The sequence below is a fragment of the Thalassotalea ponticola genome (assembly GCF_041379045.1).
Classification (GTDB): Bacteria; Pseudomonadota; Gammaproteobacteria; order Enterobacterales; family Alteromonadaceae; genus Thalassotalea_A; species Thalassotalea_A ponticola.
This window is the reverse complement of the sequence record NZ_CP166871.1, coordinates 2,840,410-2,861,703: the sequence shown is the minus strand read 5'-3', so window position 1 is coordinate 2,861,703 and position 21,294 is coordinate 2,840,410. Positions and strand designations below refer to the sequence as shown.

14 protein-coding genes and 3 rRNA genes are annotated in these 21,294 nt (G+C 45.0%); 10 read left to right on the top strand and 7 right to left on the bottom strand.

Annotation, left to right across the window (positions count from 1 at the left end):
* Window positions 1-493: 493 nt before the first annotated feature.
* From ACAY30_RS12470 to rrf, 3 genes are all read left to right on the top strand, one after another.
* A 16S ribosomal RNA gene (locus ACAY30_RS12470) occupies window positions 494-2,033 on the top strand.
* 473 nt (window positions 2,034-2,506) lie between these two features.
* A 23S ribosomal RNA gene (locus ACAY30_RS12465) occupies window positions 2,507-5,391 on the top strand.
* A 165-nt stretch (window positions 5,392-5,556) separates the two neighbouring features.
* Window positions 5,557-5,671, top strand: a 5S ribosomal RNA gene (gene rrf / locus ACAY30_RS12460).
* Together the 16S, 23S and 5S rRNA genes form the textbook arrangement of a ribosomal RNA operon.
* Window positions 5,672-6,153: 482 nt before the next feature.
* Here rrf and ACAY30_RS12455 read toward each other — a convergent pair.
* Complete coding sequence (locus ACAY30_RS12455) at window positions 6,154-6,615, bottom strand: RDD family protein (RefSeq protein WP_290250922.1); 462 nt, start codon at window positions 6,613-6,615, stop codon at window positions 6,154-6,156.
* Between the two features lie 85 nt (window positions 6,616-6,700).
* On the opposite strand from ACAY30_RS12455, the gene ACAY30_RS12450 reads away from it, so the two are divergent.
* Entirely contained in the window at window positions 6,701-7,210 is a 510-nt protein-coding gene (locus tag ACAY30_RS12450; RefSeq protein ID WP_290250923.1) for an isoprenylcysteine carboxylmethyltransferase family protein, read from the top strand.
* A gap of 81 nt (window positions 7,211-7,291) precedes the next feature.
* On the top strand, window positions 7,292-7,909 hold the full coding sequence (locus tag ACAY30_RS12445) for a hypothetical protein (protein WP_371189925.1): 618 nt from the start codon (window positions 7,292-7,294) through the stop codon (window positions 7,907-7,909).
* Here ACAY30_RS12445 and ACAY30_RS12440 read toward each other — a convergent pair.
* On the bottom strand, window positions 7,893-8,897 hold the full coding sequence (locus tag ACAY30_RS12440; RefSeq protein WP_290250925.1) for a metallophosphoesterase: 1,005 nt from the start codon (window positions 8,895-8,897) through the stop codon (window positions 7,893-7,895). The genes ACAY30_RS12445 and ACAY30_RS12440 overlap by 17 nt on opposite strands.
* A gap of 89 nt (window positions 8,898-8,986) precedes the next feature.
* Window positions 8,987-10,357 (bottom strand): exodeoxyribonuclease VII large subunit, encoded by a 1,371-nt coding sequence (xseA, locus tag ACAY30_RS12435; RefSeq protein ID WP_290250926.1) that lies wholly within the window; start codon window positions 10,355-10,357, stop codon window positions 8,987-8,989.
* A 133-nt stretch (window positions 10,358-10,490) separates the two neighbouring features.
* Between xseA and guaB the strand changes: the two genes are divergently transcribed.
* Entirely contained in the window at window positions 10,491-11,960 is a 1,470-nt protein-coding gene (gene guaB / locus ACAY30_RS12430) for an IMP dehydrogenase (RefSeq protein WP_290250927.1), read from the top strand.
* A 157-nt stretch (window positions 11,961-12,117) separates the two neighbouring features.
* A complete protein-coding gene (gene guaA / locus ACAY30_RS12425) occupies window positions 12,118-13,695 on the top strand; it encodes a glutamine-hydrolyzing GMP synthase (protein WP_290250928.1) in 1,578 nt (525 codons plus the stop codon).
* 127 nt (window positions 13,696-13,822) lie between these two features.
* Here the strand turns inward: guaA and ACAY30_RS12420 are convergent, their stop codons facing one another.
* The 3 genes from ACAY30_RS12420 to speB are packed head-to-tail and all read right to left on the bottom strand — an operon-like array spanning window position 13,823 to window position 17,130.
* Window positions 13,823-14,248, bottom strand: a complete 426-nt coding sequence (locus ACAY30_RS12420) for a TipAS antibiotic-recognition domain-containing protein (protein ID WP_290250929.1) — start codon at window positions 14,246-14,248, stop codon at window positions 13,823-13,825.
* An 11-nt stretch (window positions 14,249-14,259) separates the two neighbouring features.
* Window positions 14,260-16,194, bottom strand: a complete 1,935-nt coding sequence (gene speA, locus ACAY30_RS12415; protein ID WP_290250930.1) for a biosynthetic arginine decarboxylase — start codon at window positions 16,192-16,194, stop codon at window positions 14,260-14,262.
* Between the two features lie 3 nt (window positions 16,195-16,197).
* Window positions 16,198-17,130 carry an agmatinase gene (speB, locus tag ACAY30_RS12410; RefSeq protein ID WP_290250931.1) on the bottom strand — a complete coding sequence of 311 codons (933 nt, stop codon included), beginning with the start codon at window positions 17,128-17,130 and terminating at the stop codon, window positions 16,198-16,200.
* 330 nt (window positions 17,131-17,460) lie between these two features.
* On the opposite strand from speB, the gene ACAY30_RS12405 reads away from it, so the two are divergent.
* The 3 genes from ACAY30_RS12405 to ACAY30_RS12395 all read left to right on the top strand — a co-directional run bounded on the left by ACAY30_RS12405 (window position 17,461) and on the right by ACAY30_RS12395 (window position 19,937).
* Window positions 17,461-18,420: an adenosylmethionine decarboxylase gene (locus ACAY30_RS12405; protein WP_371189924.1), complete on the top strand. Its 960-nt coding sequence runs from the start codon at window positions 17,461-17,463 to the stop codon at window positions 18,418-18,420.
* Window positions 18,410-19,270, top strand: a complete 861-nt coding sequence (speE, locus tag ACAY30_RS12400; protein ID WP_290250933.1) for a polyamine aminopropyltransferase — start codon at window positions 18,410-18,412, stop codon at window positions 19,268-19,270. The genes ACAY30_RS12405 and speE overlap by 11 nt, the downstream gene beginning before the upstream one ends.
* 97 nt (window positions 19,271-19,367) lie before the next feature.
* A complete protein-coding gene (locus ACAY30_RS12395) occupies window positions 19,368-19,937 on the top strand; it encodes a glutathione S-transferase family protein (protein ID WP_290250934.1) in 570 nt (189 codons plus the stop codon).
* 57 nt (window positions 19,938-19,994) lie between these two features.
* Here the strand turns inward: ACAY30_RS12395 and ACAY30_RS12390 are convergent, their stop codons facing one another.
* On the bottom strand, window positions 19,995-21,200 hold the full coding sequence (locus ACAY30_RS12390; RefSeq protein ID WP_290250935.1) for a porin: 1,206 nt from the start codon (window positions 21,198-21,200) through the stop codon (window positions 19,995-19,997).
* Window positions 21,201-21,294: the final 94 nt, after the last annotated feature.

The following is a 21,294-nucleotide window of genomic DNA, read 5'->3' as shown; positions in this document are numbered from 1 at the left end:
AAAAACAGTTGACCCCATCGCAAAAATCCCTAAAATGCGCATCCACTTCAACGGCACAGGCCAACGGGGTAAACAGTAGGAAATACCTACTAGACCGAGTCAAATTGAGATAAGGTCGGTTTTGATAAGTTAAGTCAGATAATATTGAGCTTAACGGTCAACAAAGCGCTTAAAAATGTTTTTCAAAAAACTTTTAAAAAGCGGTTGACATCAAAACTCAGATGCGTAGAATGCGCATCTCGCTTCGGGCAAGACCTGCAGCGACACGAAGAAGGTTAGCGAGTGCGTCTAATCTCGCATCGAAATAAAGCGTTCATCCATGAGCCGTTTCGATGTCGGTACATCCTTGTACTGATCTTTAACAAATAGTTATCATGCAATTTGTGTGAGCATTCATAAGATACGTAGTTTTACCACTATTCAAAATCTTAATGAGGTTCATGCAAACGACATATGTCAAATGCAACAGAATTCATTGAGTAGATTAAATTTTTAATTGAAGAGTTTGATCATGGCTCAGATTGAACGCTGGCGGCAGGCTTAACACATGCAAGTCGAGCGGAAACGATTCTAGTTTACTAGAAGGCGTCGAGCGGCGGACGGGTGAGTAATGCTTGGGAATATGCCTTAAGGTGGGGGACAACAGTTGGAAACGACTGCTAATACCGCATAATGTCTACGGACCAAAGGAGGGGCTCTTCGGACCTTTCGCCTTTAGATTAGCCCAAGTGAGATTAGCTAGATGGTGGGGTAATGGCCTACCATGGCGACGATCTCTAGCTGGTTTGAGAGGATGATCAGCCACACTGGGACTGAGACACGGCCCAGACTCCTACGGGAGGCAGCAGTGGGGAATATTGCACAATGGGGGAAACCCTGATGCAGCCATGCCGCGTGTGTGAAGAAGGCCTTCGGGTTGTAAAGCACTTTCAGCGAGGAGGAAAGGTTAGTAGTTAATACCTGCTAGCTGTGACGTTACTCGCAGAAGAAGCACCGGCTAACTCCGTGCCAGCAGCCGCGGTAATACGGAGGGTGCGAGCGTTAATCGGAATTACTGGGCGTAAAGCGTGTGTAGGCGGATTGTTAAGCGAGATGTGAAAGCCCAGGGCTCAACCTTGGAACTGCATTTCGAACTGGCTGTCTAGAGTATTGTAGAGGGTGGTGGAATTTCCAGTGTAGCGGTGAAATGCGTAGAGATTGGAAGGAACATCAGTGGCGAAGGCGGCCACCTGGACAAATACTGACGCTGAGACACGAAAGCGTGGGGAGCAAACAGGATTAGATACCCTGGTAGTCCACGCCGTAAACGATGTCAACTAGCTGTCTGTGAACTTGATTCGTGGGTAGCGTAGCTAACGCGCTAAGTTGACCGCCTGGGGAGTACGGCCGCAAGGTTAAAACTCAAATGAATTGACGGGGGCCCGCACAAGCGGTGGAGCATGTGGTTTAATTCGATGCAACGCGAAGAACCTTACCATCCCTTGACATCCAGAGAACTTACTAGAGATAGTTTGGTGCCTTCGGGAACTCTGAGACAGGTGCTGCATGGCTGTCGTCAGCTCGTGTTGTGAAATGTTGGGTTAAGTCCCGCAACGAGCGCAACCCCTATCCTTATTTGCCAGCGCTTCGGGCGGGAACTCTAAGGAGACTGCCGGTGATAAACCGGAGGAAGGTGGGGACGACGTCAAGTCATCATGGCCCTTACGGGATGGGCTACACACGTGCTACAATGGCGGATACAAAGGGCAGCGAGACCGCGAGGTGGAGCGAATCCCATAAAGTCCGTCGTAGTCCGGATTGGAGTCTGCAACTCGACTCCATGAAGTCGGAATCGCTAGTAATCGTGGATCAGAATGCCGCGGTGAATACGTTCCCGGGCCTTGTACACACCGCCCGTCACACCATGGGAGTGGGTTGCAAAAGAAGTAGCTAGTTTAACCTTCGGGAGGACGGTTACCACTTTGTGATTCATGACTGGGGTGAAGTCGTAACAAGGTAACCCTAGGGGAACCTGGGGTTGGATCACCTCCTTACCTTAAGTAAAACACTGTCTTTTGAGTGTTCACACAAATTGAATGATAACATTCGCATGCAATTGCATGATGCTCTTTAACAATTTGGAAAGCTGATATTAAACCCGGTGTTTATATTGGTAACAACGTGTCGCACGGTGTTACATAAGATATAAATACCAACGAAGAAGAAATTCTTCATGATTTTTAAAAAAATCAATACTCAAGGGTCGAATTAAGTACATCCGTGTACAATTCGACATCCAAACATCCTTGTTTGGAACATTCTTAATGAATGCGTGAAAATGTCAGACATACATTTGAATTTGGTTTTGTCACCAAATTACTCAGCAACTGTATTGCACAGATTTTGCTTTAGTAGCAAGGCTTGCGATGATGTGAGGCAGGGAGTTACCTTCGGGTAATGACCAACGAACATCAAGCGTAACGCAGCTAATAACGCAAAAGACAAGCAAGACTTTTTGGGGTTGTATGGTTAAGTGACTAAGCGTATGTGGTGGATGCCTTGGCAGTTAGAGGCGATGAAGGACGTGTTAATCTGCGATAAGCTGTGTTGAGCCGATAAAAGGCGTTATAGGCACAGATTTCCGAATGGGGAAACCCACCCGTCATAAGGCGGGTATCGTTAAGTGAATACATAGCTTAACGAGGCGAACCGGGAGAACTGAAACATCTAAGTACCCCGAGGAAAAGAAATCAACCGAGATTTCCTTAGTAGCGGCGAGCGAACGGGAATTAGCCCTTAAGCGGTTTGTGAATTAGTGGAATAAGCTGGAAAGCTTGACGATACAGGGTGATAGTCCCGTACACGAAAATGACCTTACCGTGAAATCGAGTAGGACGGAACACGTGAAATTCTGTCTGAATATGGGGGGACCATCCTCCAAGGCTAAATACTCCTAACTGACCGATAGTGAACCAGTACCGTGAGGGAAAGGCGAAAAGAACCCCTGTGAGGGGAGTGAAATAGAACCTGAAACCGCATACGTACAAGCAGTGGAAGCCTTCGGGTGACTGCGTACCTTTTGTATAATGGGTCAGCGACTTATGTTCTGTAGCAAGGTTAACCGATTAGGGGAGCCGTAGCGAAAGCGAGTGTTAACTGCGCGTTTAGTTGCAGGGCATAGACCCGAAACCCGGCGATCTACCCATGGGCAGGTTGAAGGTTGAGTAACATCAACTGGAGGACCGAACACACGTATGTTGAAAAATGCGGTGATGACTTGTGGGTCGGAGTGAAAGGCTAATCAAGCCGGGAGATAGCTGGTTCTCCCCGAAATCTATTTAGGTAGAGCCTCGGACGAACACCACTGGGGGTAGAGCACTGTTAAGGCTAGGGGGTCATCCCGACTTACCAACCCTTTGCAAACTCCGAATACCAGTGAGTGATATCCGGGAGACACACGGCGGGTGCTAACGTCCGTCGTGGAAAGGGAAACAACCCAGACCGCCAGCTAAGGTCCCAAAGTCTATGTTAAGTGGGAAACGATGTGGAAAGGCCCAGACAGCTAGGAGGTTGGCTTAGAAGCAGCCATCCTTTAAAGAAAGCGTAATAGCTCACTAGTCGAGTCGGTCTGCGCGGAAGATGTAACGGGGCTAAACATAGCACCGAAGCTGCGGATTTAATCTTAGGATTAAGTGGTAGGGGAGCGTTCTGTAAGCCGTTGAAGGTGTGTTGTAAAGCATGCTGGAGGTATCAGAAGTGCGAATGCTGACATGAGTAACGATAATGGGGGTGAAAAACCCCCACGCCGAAAGACCAAGGTTTCCTGTCCCATGTTAATCAGGGCAGGGTAAGTCGGCCCCTAAGGCGAGACCGAAAGGTGTAGTCGATGGGAAACAGATTAATATTTCTGTACTTCTTATAATTGCGAAGGAGGGACGGAGCAGGCTAGGCAAGCATGGCGTTGGTTGTCCATGTGAAAGTACGTAGGCTGGAGATTTAGGTAAATCCGGATTTCCTTAAGGCTGAGATACGAGACGAGATTCTACGGAATTGAAGTTGTTGATGCCATACTTCCAGGAAAAGCTTCTAAGCATCAGATTATAAGGAACCGTACCCCAAACCGACACAGGTGGTTAGGTAGAGAATACTAAGGCGCTTGAGAGAACTCGGGTGAAGGAACTAGGCAAAATAGTACCGTAACTTCGGGAGAAGGTACGCTGGCTCTGGTGATGGGACTTGCTCCCTAAGCTGAGGCCAGTCGAAGTAACCAGGTGGCTGGAACTGTTTATTAAAAACACAGCACTGTGCTAAATCGTAAGATGACGTATACGGTGTGACGCCTGCCCGGTGCCGGAAGGTTAATTGATTGGGTTAGCGCAAGCGAAGCTCATGATCGAAGCCCCGGTAAACGGCGGCCGTAACTATAACGGTCCTAAGGTAGCGAAATTCCTTGTCGGGTAAGTTCCGACCTGCACGAATGGCGTAATCATGGCCACACTGTCTCCACCCGAGACTCAGTGAAATTGAATTTGCGGTTAAGATGCCGTATACCCGCGGCTAGACGGAAAGACCCCGTGAACCTTTACTATAGCTTGACAGTGAACATTGCTCCTACATGTGTAGGATAGGTGGGAGGCTTTGAAGCGAGTACGCCAGTATTCGTGGAGCCATCCTTGAAATACCACCCTTGTATGCGTGATGTTCTAACCTGGTCCCATAATCTGGGATGGGGACACTGTCTGGTGGGTAGTTTGACTGGGGCGGTCTCCTCCCAAAGTGTAACGGAGGAGCACGAAGGTTGGCTAAGTACGGTCGGACATCGTACGGTTAGTGCAATGGCATAAGCCAGCTTAACTGCGAGACAGACACGTCGAGCAGGTACGAAAGTAGGTCATAGTGATCCGGTGGTTCTGTATGGAAGGGCCATCGCTCAACGGATAAAAGGTACTCCGGGGATAACAGGCTGATACCGCCCAAGAGTTCATATCGACGGCGGTGTTTGGCACCTCGATGTCGGCTCATCACATCCTGGGGCTGAAGTCGGTCCCAAGGGTATGGCTGTTCGCCATTTAAAGTGGTACGCGAGCTGGGTTTAGAACGTCGTGAGACAGTTCGGTCCCTATCTGCCGTGGGCGTTTGAGAATTGAAGAGGGCTGCTCCTAGTACGAGAGGACCGGAGTGGACGAACCTCTGGTGTTCCGGTTGTCACGCCAGTGGCATTGCCGGGTAGCTATGTTCGGAACTGATAACCGCTGAAAGCATCTAAGCGGGAAGCAGGCTTTGAGATGAGTTCTCACTGGGACTTTGAGTCCCCTAAAGGGTCGTCGGAGACTACGACGTTGATAGGTCAGGTGTGTAAGCGTTGTGAGATGTTGAGCTAACTGATACTAATTGCCCGTGAGGCTTAACCATACAACACCCAAGAGGTTTTACTCTGGTGTGTATGGTCTGATAATCATCACGCATGATTAAGAATTGAGTAAATATCGCTTTCCAGATTATTAAATACGTGGAGACGTCGCTCCAAGCCATCCATGGCATCGCGACATAAATACATCCATGTATAAAAGTTTTTTGTCTGGCGACAATAGCACTTTGGAACCACCTGAACCCATGCCGAACTCAGAAGTGAAACGAAGTAGCGCCGATGGTAGTGTGGGAGTTCCCATGTGAGAGTAGGTCATCGCCAGGCTTCCAATTAAGAAAAACCCGTCCTTGTGACGGGTTTTTTTCTTTGTGTAGATTAAATTTTTCTAAGCCTCTGCGCGCTCAAGGAGGTCCCGGACATCGCTCTGCGATTCCAGGATGACGTTGAGTCGTTTCTAGAAAGGTATCGCCGTCGCCGCTCCTGCGCATCCATGCACCCGCGGCTTTAGTACATCCGTGTACGTCACCGCTCCTGCGCATCCATGCACCCGCGGCATTAGTACATCCGTGTACGTCATCCCAGCATGTTTTTGGCTGGGACCTCCGGCCAGAAAAGAGTGCGTTTAACGAAGCCTCTGCATGCTCAACGACATCCCTAATATCGCTCTGCGATTCCGGGATGACGTTTAGTTGTTTCTACAAAAGTGAGTGTGCGTATAAAGAAATCTCTACGCGCTCAAGGAGGCCCCGGACATCGCTGCGCAATTCCAGAATCGCGTTTTTGGGTTTGTAGATTAATGATATTATTTAGCCCATTGCCGCTCGATTCGCAGCAACCGATAAAACCACGACCTCGGTATTGGTTAACTTGTCTTGCAGACTGAGTTTGTGACGTCGATCAAATAATACCCTTAGATTACCTAAGCCCAGCAAGGTAAACAGTAGTCGTTTACAGGCGGTCGGAAGTGTGATCTCAGTGCCATCTTGGTTTTGTAACAGTAATCGCCACGCTCTCATGCCAATGGTCTGCCCGCTTTTACACCAAAAATAAATAAAAAAGAAACACACCCAAAATATTTTCCAAAGTTCATTAACACCGGTTAATAGCAAAGATGAGCGCAATAAATCGATGGCGTGTTGGTGCCCTTGGTTAGCGATAAACTGTTGATCGAATAAATAGCCAAAACATGCAAATGAAATAAAGCCTGCAAGCATATAAATAGCAATGGCCATTAGGAAGTCATAGATATAGGAGCCTAAGCGGCGCATAAAGCCGGCCCTAGGGAATGTATGGCGCATAAGTAGTTAAGGTTTCAACGTATTATTGCTTAATAAGAAAAAGTGTATCATTGTCTTGGGAAAAGTAGAAATATTTCTGCAATTGCAACTGGAGGTGATCATGCACTCAAGCTTAGCGTTAAGAATTCCGCCGTTAATTTTATTGTCCATAACACTTGTAATATTGTGGCTGCTGCCCCAGTGGGCGATTGTGGGTGACGATAATAGTGTCTTTCTTGGATGGATCTCGGCAGGTTTATCGGTTCTTGCTATTTTTTTTGTTGGTTCTGCGGTGATTCAGTTTCGGTGGCAGCAAACTACGGTAGATCCGAGACATCCTGAATCTAGTGTACACCTAGTGACAGAAGGGGTTTACAAACTATCTCGAAACCCAATGTATGTTGGCTTTGTATTATTTATTCTCGCCTTTGGCGTGTGGCTCAATACATGGGCGTTGTTGGTTATTACCCCCTTGTTTGTAATTTATCTGAATCGTTTTCAGATTGTGCCAGAAGAGCTGTGGCTGCAGGACAAATTTGGCCAAGCGTATCAAGCTTATTGTCAGCGTGTTAGACGGTGGTTGTAGCGCTTTTCTTTTTCTTGTCATGCACAATAACTTATTGCTATTACACTTAATAAGGTATTTGTTCACATATTTGGGGTTTTAGTGTCCATATTTAATTTTCTAGTCCTACAACTAAAGCAAATTTTTAACCCAGTGTTACTCATTTTAGTGATCTGCCACTCAAATGCGCACGCAGCAGAAGTGGGGTTAGGTTTGCATCGATATATGCCGTTGAATCAAGGCGTAGATTTTGACGGTGTGCACCTCGCTGGTAAATATCAATTAACCAAGCAATGGCATGTTGTTGTCGAATTTGAATTCTTGCAAGAGCAATTCGATCAAAGTGAATTTACAATCATGCGACAAGTCTGGGGCGGAAGTTATCAACTTGCTTTTGTTAAGCCTCTTCTGTTGACTTTGACGCTAGGCGGGCACCATGTACAGCGTGAATTTAACTCCGATACATTTTCCAACAATGAACATGACTTTTCTTATTTAGTCGGACTGGATCTGCAGCATACCATTGTTAATGACCATGATATTGGAACGAGGTTGCGTCATTACCAATTGTTTGATAACCCTAGATATGATTTAGCCTTATATTATCAGCATCATTTGAGTCGCTTATGGCGATTTGAAGTGCTAACGGAGTTGGCGTATGACCGGCAGTTAGAGCACGATGCTAATCGTTATCAGGTAACGATTACTTATGTATTTTAATAACCCTACTCGACGATACAGGTCGGTTAATAGGGATTCTGAACATAATATTGGGCAAAGTTTCGGTTAATGGAATCAACCAAGCCAGTGTTGGCTGCACATATAAGGCAAATCCGCCAGCCTTTGACAATGCAAACCTACTATCTGTACCACACTCAATATCTCTTAGCGGAGCACCTGCTGCACCGCTGATAATAAACTGTGGTAATTCATCTTTAACGATATATTCAAGGTTGTGTTCGTGCCCTGCAAGGTAAAACATTACTTGGTAGTGCTGTAGTAAGGCGTAAAAGGTTCCTTGTAATGCCGCAGTGTTGCCTTGTTCCCCGTTTGAAAAAATAGGGTGATGACCCACAGCAATCGTTATCGCATCGTCACTTTGACGCTCGGCAAGAGTTTGTTGCAACCACCCTAGTTGCTCAGCTTGCACAGTACCTTTTTTTATCGGGTCAGTATCGACTGCAACTATATTAACGCTAATATTACCTTTATTGATTTGTGTTGCATAGTATAGTGATGGAAACGATAAGCTGGAATAGCGATTAAAGAAGGTAATCAAAGCGTTGATATTACCATCATGGTCATGGTTGCCTGCGACCAAATACCATGGCACATCGTTATAGGCACTATTGAGGTAAATGTCAGAGAAGTGAGTGGTTGCGATTAGATCGTCGGCACTGTTGATACCATCGGGATAAAAAATATCTCCGGTATGTATAATAGCATCCAGAGGATGATTGATGTGGTAATGCTCAATCATATGAGCGACTTGCCGTTGTTGTTTCGAGCCCACCCCTGTGTCGCCAACAATCAACATGTGCACGCCTGGCTGGTTGAATATATCGGCGTTGAATTCCAAACTATTTGGTTGGCACAGACCATCACGATCTGCTCTGGTGGTGCCATTGTTGAGGTTGTCGTCCTCGTCGGAGTCGCAGCTAAGCAAGGAAACGCACAACACTAAGCAGGAGAATCGGGAATGGGTCATAGTCTGTCACTGTTTTATTAGGGTCTACAATATAGTGTAGACCGACACAGTGACATCTTTATAGTTATTATCGCCGAGGTTGAGCTTTACTAAGTTCGACTTGCTAATTGAGAGTGGCCATTTGATTTGTCACAGATCTGTGCTTTGAGTTCGCCATCACTAACTTGGACGCTAATGACATCACCCATCGTCACCTCATCAACTCGACGTATAATTTTACCGCTTGCATCGCGTGCTATGCTGTAACCGCGAGCGATGGTTGCCAACGGGCTTACCACGTTCAGGTTTTGCGCTAACATTGATAAGCGCATATGCTTACTGTCTTGGTGTCGCAACATAGCCGACTTTAAAGCATGAGTTAAGTCAACTTGTTTAACCCTAGCGGATGCCATGTTTCTAGCTGGAGAAGCATGTTGCAGCCGTTGAGCAACTAAAGTTAATACATGTTGTTGGTATTGGTACTTATCTTTTAAGCTTTGCAGCAGACGACCCCTGAGTTCATCTGCGTGTTGCTGTTGCAATCTCAGTTGCGCAATAGGATTTAAACGAGACAAACGATGTTGGTACTGATGCAGTGCGTGTCTCAAACGGTGCAATGTTGACTCAAAGCGCAATTGCGCTTGTTGTGTTAAGGTTTGAAACTGGCGAATTTGAACAGCTTTGTCATTAGACAGTAATTCAGCAGCCGCCGACGGTGTTGGCGCACGCATGTCTGCGACAAAATCGGACAAACAGGTATCAACTTCATGCCCTACAGCACTGACGATAGGAATATCGCAGTCGAAAATAGCGCGAACCACGATCTCTTCGTTAAACGACCAAAGATCTTCAAGTGAACCACCACCGCGACCAACGATTAAGGCGTCGACTTCATCGCGCTCATAGGCCGTGTATATTGCATCAGCGATTTGCTGCGCGCTACCTTCACCTTGTACCAAAGTGGGGTAAATAATAACCTCGATACTTGGATTGCGGCGCTGTAAAACGTGTAAGATATCGTGAATGGCCGCGCCGGTTGGCGAGGTCACCACACCAACCGTATTAATATGACTTGGCAACGGCTGTTTGTAGCCGTGATCAAATAATCCCTCGGCTTGCAGTTGTGCTTTTAATTGTTCGTACTTTTGTTGCAGTAATCCTTCACCGGCATCGGTCATTTGTTCAATGATCAACTGAAAATCACCACGTGGCTCATATAGTGACACGCGTGCTTTTACCAGAACTTGTTTACCGTTTGCTGGGCGTATTTGAACGGTTCGATTGTTACCTTTAAACATGGCACAACGAACTTGCGATTTTGCGTCTTTTAACGACAAATACCAGTGGCCTGAACTGGCCGCAATAAAGTTAGATATTTCGCCGCTGAGCCAGACCACAGACAGTTCAGATTCAAGCAGGAAACGAGCTTTTTTGGTTAGCTCGCTAACCTTCAAAATGTGTTGTTTTTGGGTATTAAACATGTTTGATTTTTACGTGATGTTAAATTTTTATTAAAAATACATTTTTTAACAAATATAAGTTTACCTAAGGGGGCAAAGGCGTTAAAATCCCACCGCAATATTTACTCCACCTACCTCAAGTGAGAATGTTGCCATGTTAAGAATAGCTCAAGAAGCCTTAACTTTTGATGATGTACTTTTAGTACCTGCCCACTCAACAGTGTTGCCACACACTGCCGACTTAAAAACCCAACTTACAAGTAAAATTAGCTTAAATGTGCCAATCCTTTCTGCGTCAATGGATACGGTAACTGAAGCTCGTTTAGCCATTGCTTTAGCGCAAGAAGGCGGTCTGGGTTTTATTCATAAAAACATGACCATTGCTGAGCAAGCAGCTAATGTTCGTCAAGTTAAAAAGTACGAGTCAGGCATTGTGACAGATCCGGTAACTGTTCGTCCAGACATTACTATTCGAGAAGTACTCGCATTATCACAAGAGTTAAACTTTTCAGGATTCCCCGTAGTTGATCAAGCCGATAACTTAGTTGGTATTATCACCTCACGCGACCTGCGCTTTGAAACCGATTTAAACAAAAAGGTATCAGAGCTAATGACCGGTAAAGAGAAACTGGTTACTGTTACTGCTGATAATAGCCGTGAAGAAATCCTAAACTTGATGCACGAAAACCGCATTGAAAAAATATTGCAGGTTGATGAACACTTTGCATTGCAAGGGATGATCACGGTAAAAGACTTCCAAAAAGCCGAAAGTAAACCTCATGCGTGTAAAGACGAGTTTGGCCGTCTGCGCGTTGGTGCGGCGGTTGGCGTAGGTGCTGGTACCGATGAGCGCATTGATGCGTTAGTTAACGCTGGTGTTGATATCTTACTTATCGATACCTCACACGGTCACTCTCAGGGTGTTATTGATCGCGTTAAGCAAACGCGCGCTAAATACCCTGATTTACAAATCGTTGCAGGTAACATTGCTACCGCCGCTGGTGCTAAAGCACTAGCTGAAGCGGGTGCAAATGCCGTTAAAGTAGGTATTGGTCCTGGTTCAATTTGTACGACGCGTATTGTTACCGGTTGTGGTGTGCCACAAATTACGGCCATTTCTGAAGCCGTTAAAGGTGTTGAAGGTATGGACGTCACCATTATTGCTGATGGTGGTATTCGTTTTTCTGGTGATATTGTTAAAGCATTAGTCGCTGGCGCACATTGTGTCATGGTGGGCTCAATGCTTGCGGGTACAGAAGAAGCGCCTGGTGAAGTTGAGTTGTACCAAGGTCGTTATTACAAATCATACCGCGGTATGGGCTCGTTAGGTGCGATGAATCAAAAAGAAGGATCGTCGGATCGCTATTTCCAAAAATCAAACGAAGCAGACAAATTAGTACCAGAAGGTATTGAAGGTCGCGTTGCCTACAAAGGCCCGATCGCCAACATTATCCACCAACAAATTGGTGGTATTCGCTCGGCTATGGGCTTAACGGGCTCTGCAGATATCGAAACACTGCGTACCAAGCCACAGTTCGTTCGCGTGACCAGTGCCGGTATGGGTGAGTCACACGTTCACGACGTAACCATTACTAAAGAAGCGCCTAACTATCGCATGGGCTAGCGGTATTGCGTTACCTAGCAATGCCAGTGCTTTGGCGCTGTTGCACTGAACCTGTGCTGGCATTGTGTGCTAATACACGAGTTGTGATTGGCACACTTTATTTCAGTAACATTTTTAAATGTCGTTTATTTACGGCATTTACCGGAAAGAGAAGACAATGAGCAAAGACATTCATGACAGCCGAATTCTAATTCTTGATTTTGGTTCACAGTATACGCAATTGATCGCCCGTCGTATTCGAGAGATAGGTATCTATTGTGAGCTTTGGGCTTGGGATGTAACCGAAGAGCAAATCAAAGAGTTTGCACCAAGCGGTATTATTCTTGCTGGTGGTCCAGAGTCGGTGACTGAACAAAACTCACCACGCGCTCCTGAATACGTTTTTAATGCAGGTGTACCTGTATTGGGTATTTGCTATGGTATGCAAACGATGGCTGAACAGCTAGGTGGTGGCGTACAAAGCTCAGAGCATAAAGAGTTTGGTTATGCGAGTGTTGAGGTTATCGCAGAGTCTGCGTTGTTTAAAAATATCGAAGACGCCATCAATGCGGCTGGTAATGCAACCCTAGATGTGTGGATGAGCCATGGTGACAAAGTTTCAGCTATTCCTAGCGGCTTTACCACTATCGCACAAACGCCAAGTTGTGCTTATGCGGCAATGGCTAATGAAGATAAGAAATTTTACGGCGTGCAATTTCACCCAGAAGTAACACATACTAAGCAAGGCAAGCGTATTCTTGAGCACTTTGCCGTTGATATTTGTGGTTGTGAAAAGCTGTGGACCCCATCGTCAATCATTGAAGATGCAATCGCTAAAATCAAAGAACAAGTGGGTGATGACGAAGTCGTATTGGGCTTATCAGGCGGCGTTGACTCGTCGGTTGTGGCGATGCTTATTCATCGCGCTATTGGCGACAAACTAACGTGTGTGTTTGTTGATAATGGTTTACTTCGCCTTAATGAAGGTCAACAAGTCATGGATATGTTTGGCGACCACTTCGGATTGAATATTGTTCATGTTAAAGCGGAAGATCGCTTTTTAGATCGTTTGCGAGGTGAGAATGATCCAGAGGCAAAACGCAAAATTATCGGTAACGTATTCGTTGAAGTATTCGACGAGGAAGCTGGTAAATTAAGCAATGCTAAGTGGTTAGCTCAAGGCACTATTTATCCAGATGTTATTGAATCGGCAGCTTCTAAAACTGGTAAAGCACACGTTATCAAATCACATCACAACGTAGGTGGGTTGCCAGAAGACATGGAGCTGGGGTTAGTTGAGCCACTGCGTGAACTGTTTAAAGATGAAGTTCGCAAAATTGGCCTTGAACTTGGTCTACCATACGATATGTTGTATCGCCATCCGTTCCCTGGACCGGGTTTAGGTGTGCGTATTCTTGGCGAAGTGAAAAAAGAGTATGCTGATCTATTACGTCGTGCCGATGCGATTTTTATTGAAGAGTTACACAACCACGACCTATACCACAAAGTAAGCCAGGCATTTACCGTCTTCTTACCTGTGCGTTCAGTTGGGGTTATGGGCGATGGTCGCAAATACGATTGGGTTGTGTCGTTGCGCGCGGTAGAAACCATCGACTTTATGACGGCGCACTGGGCACACTTACCGTATGATTTCCTCGGTTTGGTATCAAATCGTATTATCAATGAAATCGACGGCATCTCACGAGTGGTATACGATATATCGGGTAAACCACCAGCAACTATTGAGTGGGAATAGCATCATATATTAGCTAGCCACCATTAATAAAAAAGCCTGCTCTATAAGCAGGCTTTTTTGTTTGTACTTTAATCGATTTAACCGTGGTTGATAGCACCTTGATTAAATCGATTGCGGTGAACTTTTACTACAGATTGTTCTCAGCGTAAACACGCATGGCGCTAGCAAAGTGGCTGGCGGTACCTTCACCGTATTGCTCAAATGCGGCTTTTTGATGTTCATCGTGTTCAATTGATTGAGCCATTTTTAAAAAGCGCTCTTTGTCGATGACGACAGACTTACCTTGTAATTTTGACAGGGCAAAATTGCTGTACAACAAATACTCTTTGACAATCGCTTGCATTTGTTCAGACTGGACATCTAAGTTTAAACACGTGGCGATATTAGCCATTACTGCATCGGCTTTTTGTTTTAGCGCTAACGTATCGTCCATACTCATGTTCGCCAGTTGTTCCATGCGCTCGTCTACTTTGTCATCGCCAATATTTTTGCGTGCAAGTTGTTCTTGCTTTGCCAATTCTGGATTCTCTGTAAATTCTGTATCTTTACTCATAGCTACTTTTATCATACTTTCAAATAAGTGTACCCTGCTAAGCAGGACTCGTAGAAGTCGATCAGTTGCACACCTTGACGCGGGTTTATTTTTCCGCGTGCAACTTCCTTATCGATCTCTTTTTTCAGTGTTTGCGCTAAAATGGCTGGTGTGTATTGCATGGTCGACAGCACGCTCTCTACCGATGTTCCGCGAACCACTTCTTCAATATAGAAGTCTTTCGGGTCGTCATCATAGCTGACAACGTGAACCTCGTTCAAGCGACCAAATAAATTGTGCATATCACCCATCACGTCTTGGTAGGCACCGGTCAAAAAGATGCCGATAAAGTAATCTTCATTCTTTTTTAGTGGATGCATCGGTACAAAATTGGCGTTGTGCTCATCGCCAATAAATTGATCAATTTTGCCATCGCTGTCACAGGTAATATCTACAAACGTACAGCGTTTAGACGGACGTTCATCTAGCCGTGAGATAGGGACAATGGGCAGTACTTGATCAATGGCCCACGAGTCAGCGGCCGATTGAAATACCGAAAAATTAGCAAGGTATTGAGATGACAGTTTTTCTTCGATTTCCTTCAGTTCGTCTGAAATGAATTCTTGCTGTTGCACAAAATCATTAACCGCGTGTAATGTTTTCCAGTACAAACTCTCCACCTTGGCCATTTCTTCAATGGTCAATACACTGAGTTTAAAGGCTTGTTCGGCTTGTTCTTTTAACTGGCTAATATCGTTATATGTTTCTTGAAAATTGTTTTGGTTGAGATCCTTGTGGTAGTCGCGCATATTAGTAACGATAATGTGCTCACCGGTCGTTTTTCGCGTAGGGTAACTATTACCACCAGGCATTATTTCACCGATTACTTTGGTCACTACACACGAGTGGTGAGCGGTAATTGAGCGACCGCTTTCACTGACTAAGTTAGGATGCGGAACCGATTGCAAATCACAGCTTTGTTTAAACCCATAAACAATATCTGCAACGTATTCGGCTAGGCCGTAATTACACGATGAATCGTTGGTTGATTGGGTGCCGTCGTAATCAACCGCTAAGCCGCCACCTACATCGACGTACTTTAGCGGTATGCCCATTTGATAGAGACTACAGTAAATTAACGAAGCTTCTTGCACCGCTTCTTTAATGGCGCGAATGTCGGTGAGTTGGCTGCCAATGTGAAAGTGCAAAAGAGTAACGGTATGCAATAAGTTTTCTTCTTCAAGCAGCTTTTTGGCATTGAGCATTTCACTCAAGCTCAAGCCAAACTTAGCTCGTTCACCACTTGAACTCTCCCATTTTCCGCGTCCTTTAACCATCATCTTAGCGCGAAAGCCAATCATAGGTTCTACATTTAACTGCTTGCTAAGTTTGATCAGTAATAACAACTCTGAGTACTTTTCAATAACGACAATCACTTTGCGGCCGATTTGAATGCCCAGTAGGGCCAGACGCAAATACTCTTCATCTTTGTAGCCGTTGAGAATGGTTAACGCGTTTTTATTGGTGTTGTAGGCCAATGCCGCCACCAACTCTGGTTTACTGCCAGCCTCTAACCCGTAGTTAAAGCGCTTACCTGCAGAGACGATCTCTTCTATGACTTCGCGCATTTGGTTTACTTTAACGGGGTACACACCCTGATAATGACCTTCGTATTTGGCCTCTTCGATGACATGGCGAAAGGTTTTGTTGAGCTGTTCAACTTGCGATCGCAAGATATCGTGAAAGCGAATCACAGCGGGAAATTGAATACCGTCTTGCTGCATTTCGTCGATAACTTCGCGCATGTTAATTTTTAAATCAGGCTGGTCATATCTGGGGGTTACCATAAGGTCACCGCTATCACCAACTTCGAAGTAACCGTTACCCCAGCGCTTTACGCGATAGGTTTTTTCGGCATCAGCAATTGACCATGAAGGTGTCTGTGGCTCGTGGTTTTCTGTATTCAATGTTTATTTTCCTGCTAAGCATAATAATAATTCACGTACCACTTTGGCCGCGAATACATCGCTATTACCTGTACTGTCTATGCTTGGTGACAGCTCTACAACGTCACAACCGACAAAATTTTTATCGCGTAAAATCTTGCACAGGCTAACAAATGAGTGAAAGTCTTCACCTCCGGGCTCAGGTGTTCCCGTACCAGGGAAAAAGCTTGGATCAAAATAATCTAAGTCGAAGGTGAGGTAAATAGGGCGCTGGTCATCTAAGGCGGCAACTTCGTCGAGAAATTGCTGCCGCGAGCGTATTAATGTCTGTTCAGCTTGCATGTATTGATACTCGTCTTTGGTACCTGAGCGAATGCCATACTGAATTAAGCGGTGACCCTCTTTAAAGTGGTCGAGACAACGTCGAATGATTGATGCATGCGAGTAGTGATAGCCTTCATAGCCATCGCGCAGATCGGCATGAGCATCTAAGTGAATCAATACTAAATCATCATATTGCTTGAGGTAGGTTGTTACCGGTGCATACGAGATGGAGTGTTCTCCACCTAGGGTGACAATTTTAATATTGTCTTGCTTTAAATTTAAACCTGCAAATTGGCTAAAAAAATCATCGGTTGCCGCTTGCCACTGAGCCTGAGTATGAGCGGTATCGTCGTAGTTTATCTCGCCGGGTATGATTAAGTTACCCAAGTCAGTGAACTGAATATCGTCGACATCAGCATTTAAATACGGTGAAAACGACTCAATACCATCGGACACCGCACGCAGTGCATCAGGCCCGTCTTTAGTTCCTTTGCGAAAACACGCCGTGCCATCAAAACCAAAACCAATTAAGTGAATGGTATCGGCAAAAATACCGGTTGCCGGCGCCGCGCAATAATAGTTTTGTGGTGGTGTTTGTAGGTTGATACTGAGATCGGCGACTTTGTTTATCATAATGTCTTTCAAGCCCCTAAAAAATGGCGGCAATTATGCCTAATTTTGCCTTAAAGTATAGTGGTTTTTTTCATCTATACTAATTATAGCCTTGCACTTGGCTAGCGACGTTAAGCGCTACTTGGTAAGGTGCTGATAGCGGCCTTACAAAAATTGTGTTGTGTGGTTATTTAATGGTCAATGTTGTTGATTCAATTGTGCTTTTTAACATCAAATAGATTGCGTTTACAACATTTACACGTACAATACCGCGCAATTTTTATTAGCACGTAATTAAGCTGTAGGGTAAGCGAATGTTTGCACAACTACAGCGTCTTTGAGGATCCACTATTGTTTTTCGAAGGTTCAGAAAAAAAAGCAGAGGTTATTGTCAACGGTAACGTCTCGCTACTCAATGATGTTAATGATGATTTTTGGGCTGCTATGGTAAGTTGTTGCAACGCTCAAATATTATCGTCGGTTAAAAATGAACACTGCAAAGCGTATTTGTTGTCAGAGTCGAGTTTATTTGTTTGGGATGATCGAATTCTCATTTTGACCTGTGGCGTCACCCGCTTGGTGAAATCGGTGGAGTATTTTATTAAACATTTCACCATGGCTAATATTGCGCACGTTTTTTATCAACGAAAAAACGAATATTACGCTCAGGCACAGTTCAGTAACTTTGGTGAAGATATTCGATTGTTGCAAGAGTATATGCCCGGTATCGCCTACCGCTTTGGCGAATTAGACGGCCACCACAATTACGTATTTCACCAGCAAAATGATTTTCAAGCGGATAAGAACGATAAAACTTACGAGCTTTTAGCCTATCAAATTTGTGAAAAAGCATCGAACATGCTTACCACCCCAGGCTTAACACCTGAGCAAATTCGCGAATATTTGCAGCTAGAAACCCTTTTGCCGGGATTTGAGTTTGATGATTTTGTCTTCGACCCATATGGCTATTCGGTTAATGCAATAAACGCGAAAGACTATTTTACCATTCACATCACTCCACAGGCGGGGATTAGCTACGTCAGTTTTGAGTCGAGTTTAAATTTGGTCAATATGGCACCGGTGATTCTTGATGTACTCAAACCCAATTCATTTGATTTATTGGCGTTTAATGAACCAAATTTAGAACTGATGGTAGACACGCACATACCGCAACACTACGTCAGTCAAGCCAAAGTCTCAGATACGATGAGCAACGGCTACCAGTTAAGTTTTATTAATTACATTGCCCCTCAACAACAATTTGCCAAGCCTAGACTGCTTGATACGACAGGAGATAACCATGCACTCTGAATTATGGATTGAAGAGAAATTTCAGGATTTTCTCGGCTTAAAAATTAAAGTCGATCGCGTTCTGTTTTCAGGCAAAAGCGAATTTCAAACCGTTGATGTGGTAGAAACGCGAGGCCACGGCCGCATGTTGTTGAACGACGGATTGATCATGGTTACTGAACGCGACGAGTTTGCCTATCACGATATGATCAGCCACGTTCCGTTGTTTGTGCATCCGCAACCGAAAAATGTGCTTGTGATCGGTGGTGGTGACGGCGGTACCGCGCGCGAGGTCTTGCGTCACAGCGGTGTTGAAAAATGCACTATGGTTGAGATTGATGGCATGGTAGTTGATGCCTGTAAAGAGTTCATTCCGCAAACCGCATGTGAGCTTGAAAACCCGCGCCTTAATTTAATTATTGGTGACGGCGTGAAATTCGTAAAAGAAACCGATGAAAAGTTCGATGTGATCATTGTTGATAGCACCGACCCCATCGGTCCGGCAGCGCCGTTATTTGGACCAGAGTTTTACCAAGATGTGTTTAATTGTTTGACTGATGACGGCATTGTTGTGTCGCAAGGTGAATCATCCTGGTACGCGATGGACATTCAACAGTCGCTATTACGGGTGCTTAACGATGTATTTCCACAGTGCTTTTTATACAACTTTAGCAATTTAACCTACCCTGGTGGTTTGTGGAGCTTTACTTTTGCCTCGAAAAAATATCATCCGTTGCAAGACTTTAAAGACGAACGCGTTCACAACAGTGGGATCGAGTTCGATTACTATAACTGTGCGGTACACAAAGCCGCATTTAGCTTGCCAAATTTTGCGCGCAAAGGGTTAGCGGGTTTAATCGCTAACGGCTAAGTCAGACAGATCGCATAGCCAACAGACGCTAGCTTGTTGGCTTTGTCGTATAAAAGGGGGTACAGTATTTAAAATGAACAGATAATGAGCGATGACGATGAAACTCTACGGTTCCACAGCTTCACCTTTTGTGCGCCGCATCCGCATATACGCATACAGCATTGACCTTGAATTTATTGCCTTAGACATTTTTAGCGACGGTGATAGACAAACATTAATACAACACAATCCGTGTTTGAAAGTCCCATTTTTACTCGACGACCAACAGAGTATTCTTGATTCACGAGTGATCTTTAGATACTTGCAAGAAAAGTTCTCTTTAACCGCACTGTCTTGGCAACAAGAAAACTTATTGACGTTGATCGATGCTGCCAACGATTCCTTTGTCAGTTTGCTATTACTGCAGCGAAGTGGCGTGGATGTCGATAACGACATCATGTTTTGTAAGTTACAACATCAACGCATTGAGCAGGTGTTGAGCTATCTATCAAATTTAGTCGAGCAGGGCGACTTCAGCGATTGGCATTACCCCAGTATTTGTTTGTATTGTTTACTTGATTGGGTTGTCTTTAGACAATTACTCGATTTAGATGCCTACCCAACTCTCAAGCGTTTTTTAAACGAGCACTGCAACCGTGAGGAAGTACTAGCAACGGCACCGTTTTAATCGAGTGTGGCTATTTAATTCCTGACCAAGTGTTTATTCACAGCGCCTATGACTGCTTTATAGGTTCAATTGTACGCCGATGGCGATATCGGTATGGGTATTGCCATCGCTTCCATCGGCGTTGGTATGATTGTTTTTTCTCACTTCCACAAACACCGCACCGACGTTGTTTTTAAAGTGGTAATCGGCGGCGATATATGGGTAACTGATTTCGTATTGAGTAGTGTTATCCCGTGATTCCAAGTGATTGATCCCGCCGTAAAACCAAAAGCGCTCGGCAAATTGATACTTTATTAAGACTTCAACGCCTCTGGAGTCAAAATACTTTCCGGTGTTGTCGATTTCATGGTTTTCACCTTCGGCAATACCAGCTGCAACATAAAGACCTTTATTAAAGGTACCGTATTTGATCATAAAGGCTTGCATGGTATCGTCAATCTCGCCGCTTAAACCAAAGTCATTTAAACTATTACTGCCATCGACGTTGGAGGTATTGTACGTTGCTCCAAGCCAAATCATATCAAATTGATAACTGAGCGAAATACCATAACCTGTTCCTATTGTACCGAGACTTTGGCCATCGAGGTTGTTACATTGCTCAAAGTTAGGGTTGTCTTCTTCGATGTCACGGCAGCGTGGAAAGTTTAGAATGATTTCTTCGTCTTGTGGTTGGTACAACAAGCCAATATTTAAATTGTTATAGGATTTTCGCCAAGTGATCGCCCGCTCAGCGCGACCCGTTCCAGACAGCCCACCATCGGCTCCCAACTTATATACACCTAGAGCACTACCTCCATAGTAATGCAGTAAGTCGGTACCACCTGCAATATCGTAATAAACACCCCATTGTTTACCAAGGCCAATGCGCCCCCAGTCATCGTGTGTAAACTCAATATAGCCCAGCCGAGAGGAAATCGTCTCACCGGCATCACCAATGGCAACATTGGCGTCGTTACCGATAAAGTCAACGGCAAAGCTACGCGAGCGCTCAAAGGTCATCGCCCATTCGGTTACCAGCCTACCTTGCCAACCATAGGCCAGTTCTCGATTGACTTTAAAACCCCAGCGCGAACCACTATCGGTAAAAGCTTCGCCTGCCGCGTTGTCTTCATAAGTAACGCGCAAATAGCCGTGTGTATTAACAGAGGTCTGATTGTCTTTATATATTTCAACAGCATGAGAGGTAGAGTATAAAGAGCTCGATAGATAAGTCGCGAGTAACGAGGCGTATAGAGCAACTTTTGCTGAGGGCGCTAAGGGCATGGGATAACCTTTGTTGAAATGACCATGAATATCAGTATATGCAAAAATACAATTTCTTTCAGATTGTTTGGCCCTGCTCTCAGGCGCAATATCA

Coding starts and splice junctions, on each gene's coding strand:
- guaA (WP_290250928.1), top strand. CDS start 12,118: ATGAGCAAAGACATTCATGACAGCCGAATTCTAATTCTTGATTTTGGT.
- ACAY30_RS12455 (WP_290250922.1), bottom strand. CDS start 6,615: ATGCGCCGCTTAGGCTCCTATATCTATGACTTCCTAATGGCCATTGCT.
- xseA (WP_290250926.1), bottom strand. CDS start 10,357: ATGTTTAATACCCAAAAACAACACATTTTGAAGGTTAGCGAGCTAACC.
- ACAY30_RS12440 (WP_290250925.1), bottom strand. CDS start 8,897: ATGACCCATTCCCGATTCTCCTGCTTAGTGTTGTGCGTTTCCTTGCTT.
- speE (WP_290250933.1), top strand. CDS start 18,410: ATGCACTCTGAATTATGGATTGAAGAGAAATTTCAGGATTTTCTCGGC.
- guaB (WP_290250927.1), top strand. CDS start 10,491: ATGTTAAGAATAGCTCAAGAAGCCTTAACTTTTGATGATGTACTTTTA.
- speB (WP_290250931.1), bottom strand. CDS start 17,130: ATGATAAACAAAGTCGCCGATCTCAGTATCAACCTACAAACACCACCA.
- ACAY30_RS12395 (WP_290250934.1), top strand. CDS start 19,368: ATGAAACTCTACGGTTCCACAGCTTCACCTTTTGTGCGCCGCATCCGC.
- ACAY30_RS12390 (WP_290250935.1), bottom strand. CDS start 21,200: ATGCCCTTAGCGCCCTCAGCAAAAGTTGCTCTATACGCCTCGTTACTC.
- ACAY30_RS12420 (WP_290250929.1), bottom strand. CDS start 14,248: ATGAGTAAAGATACAGAATTTACAGAGAATCCAGAATTGGCAAAGCAA.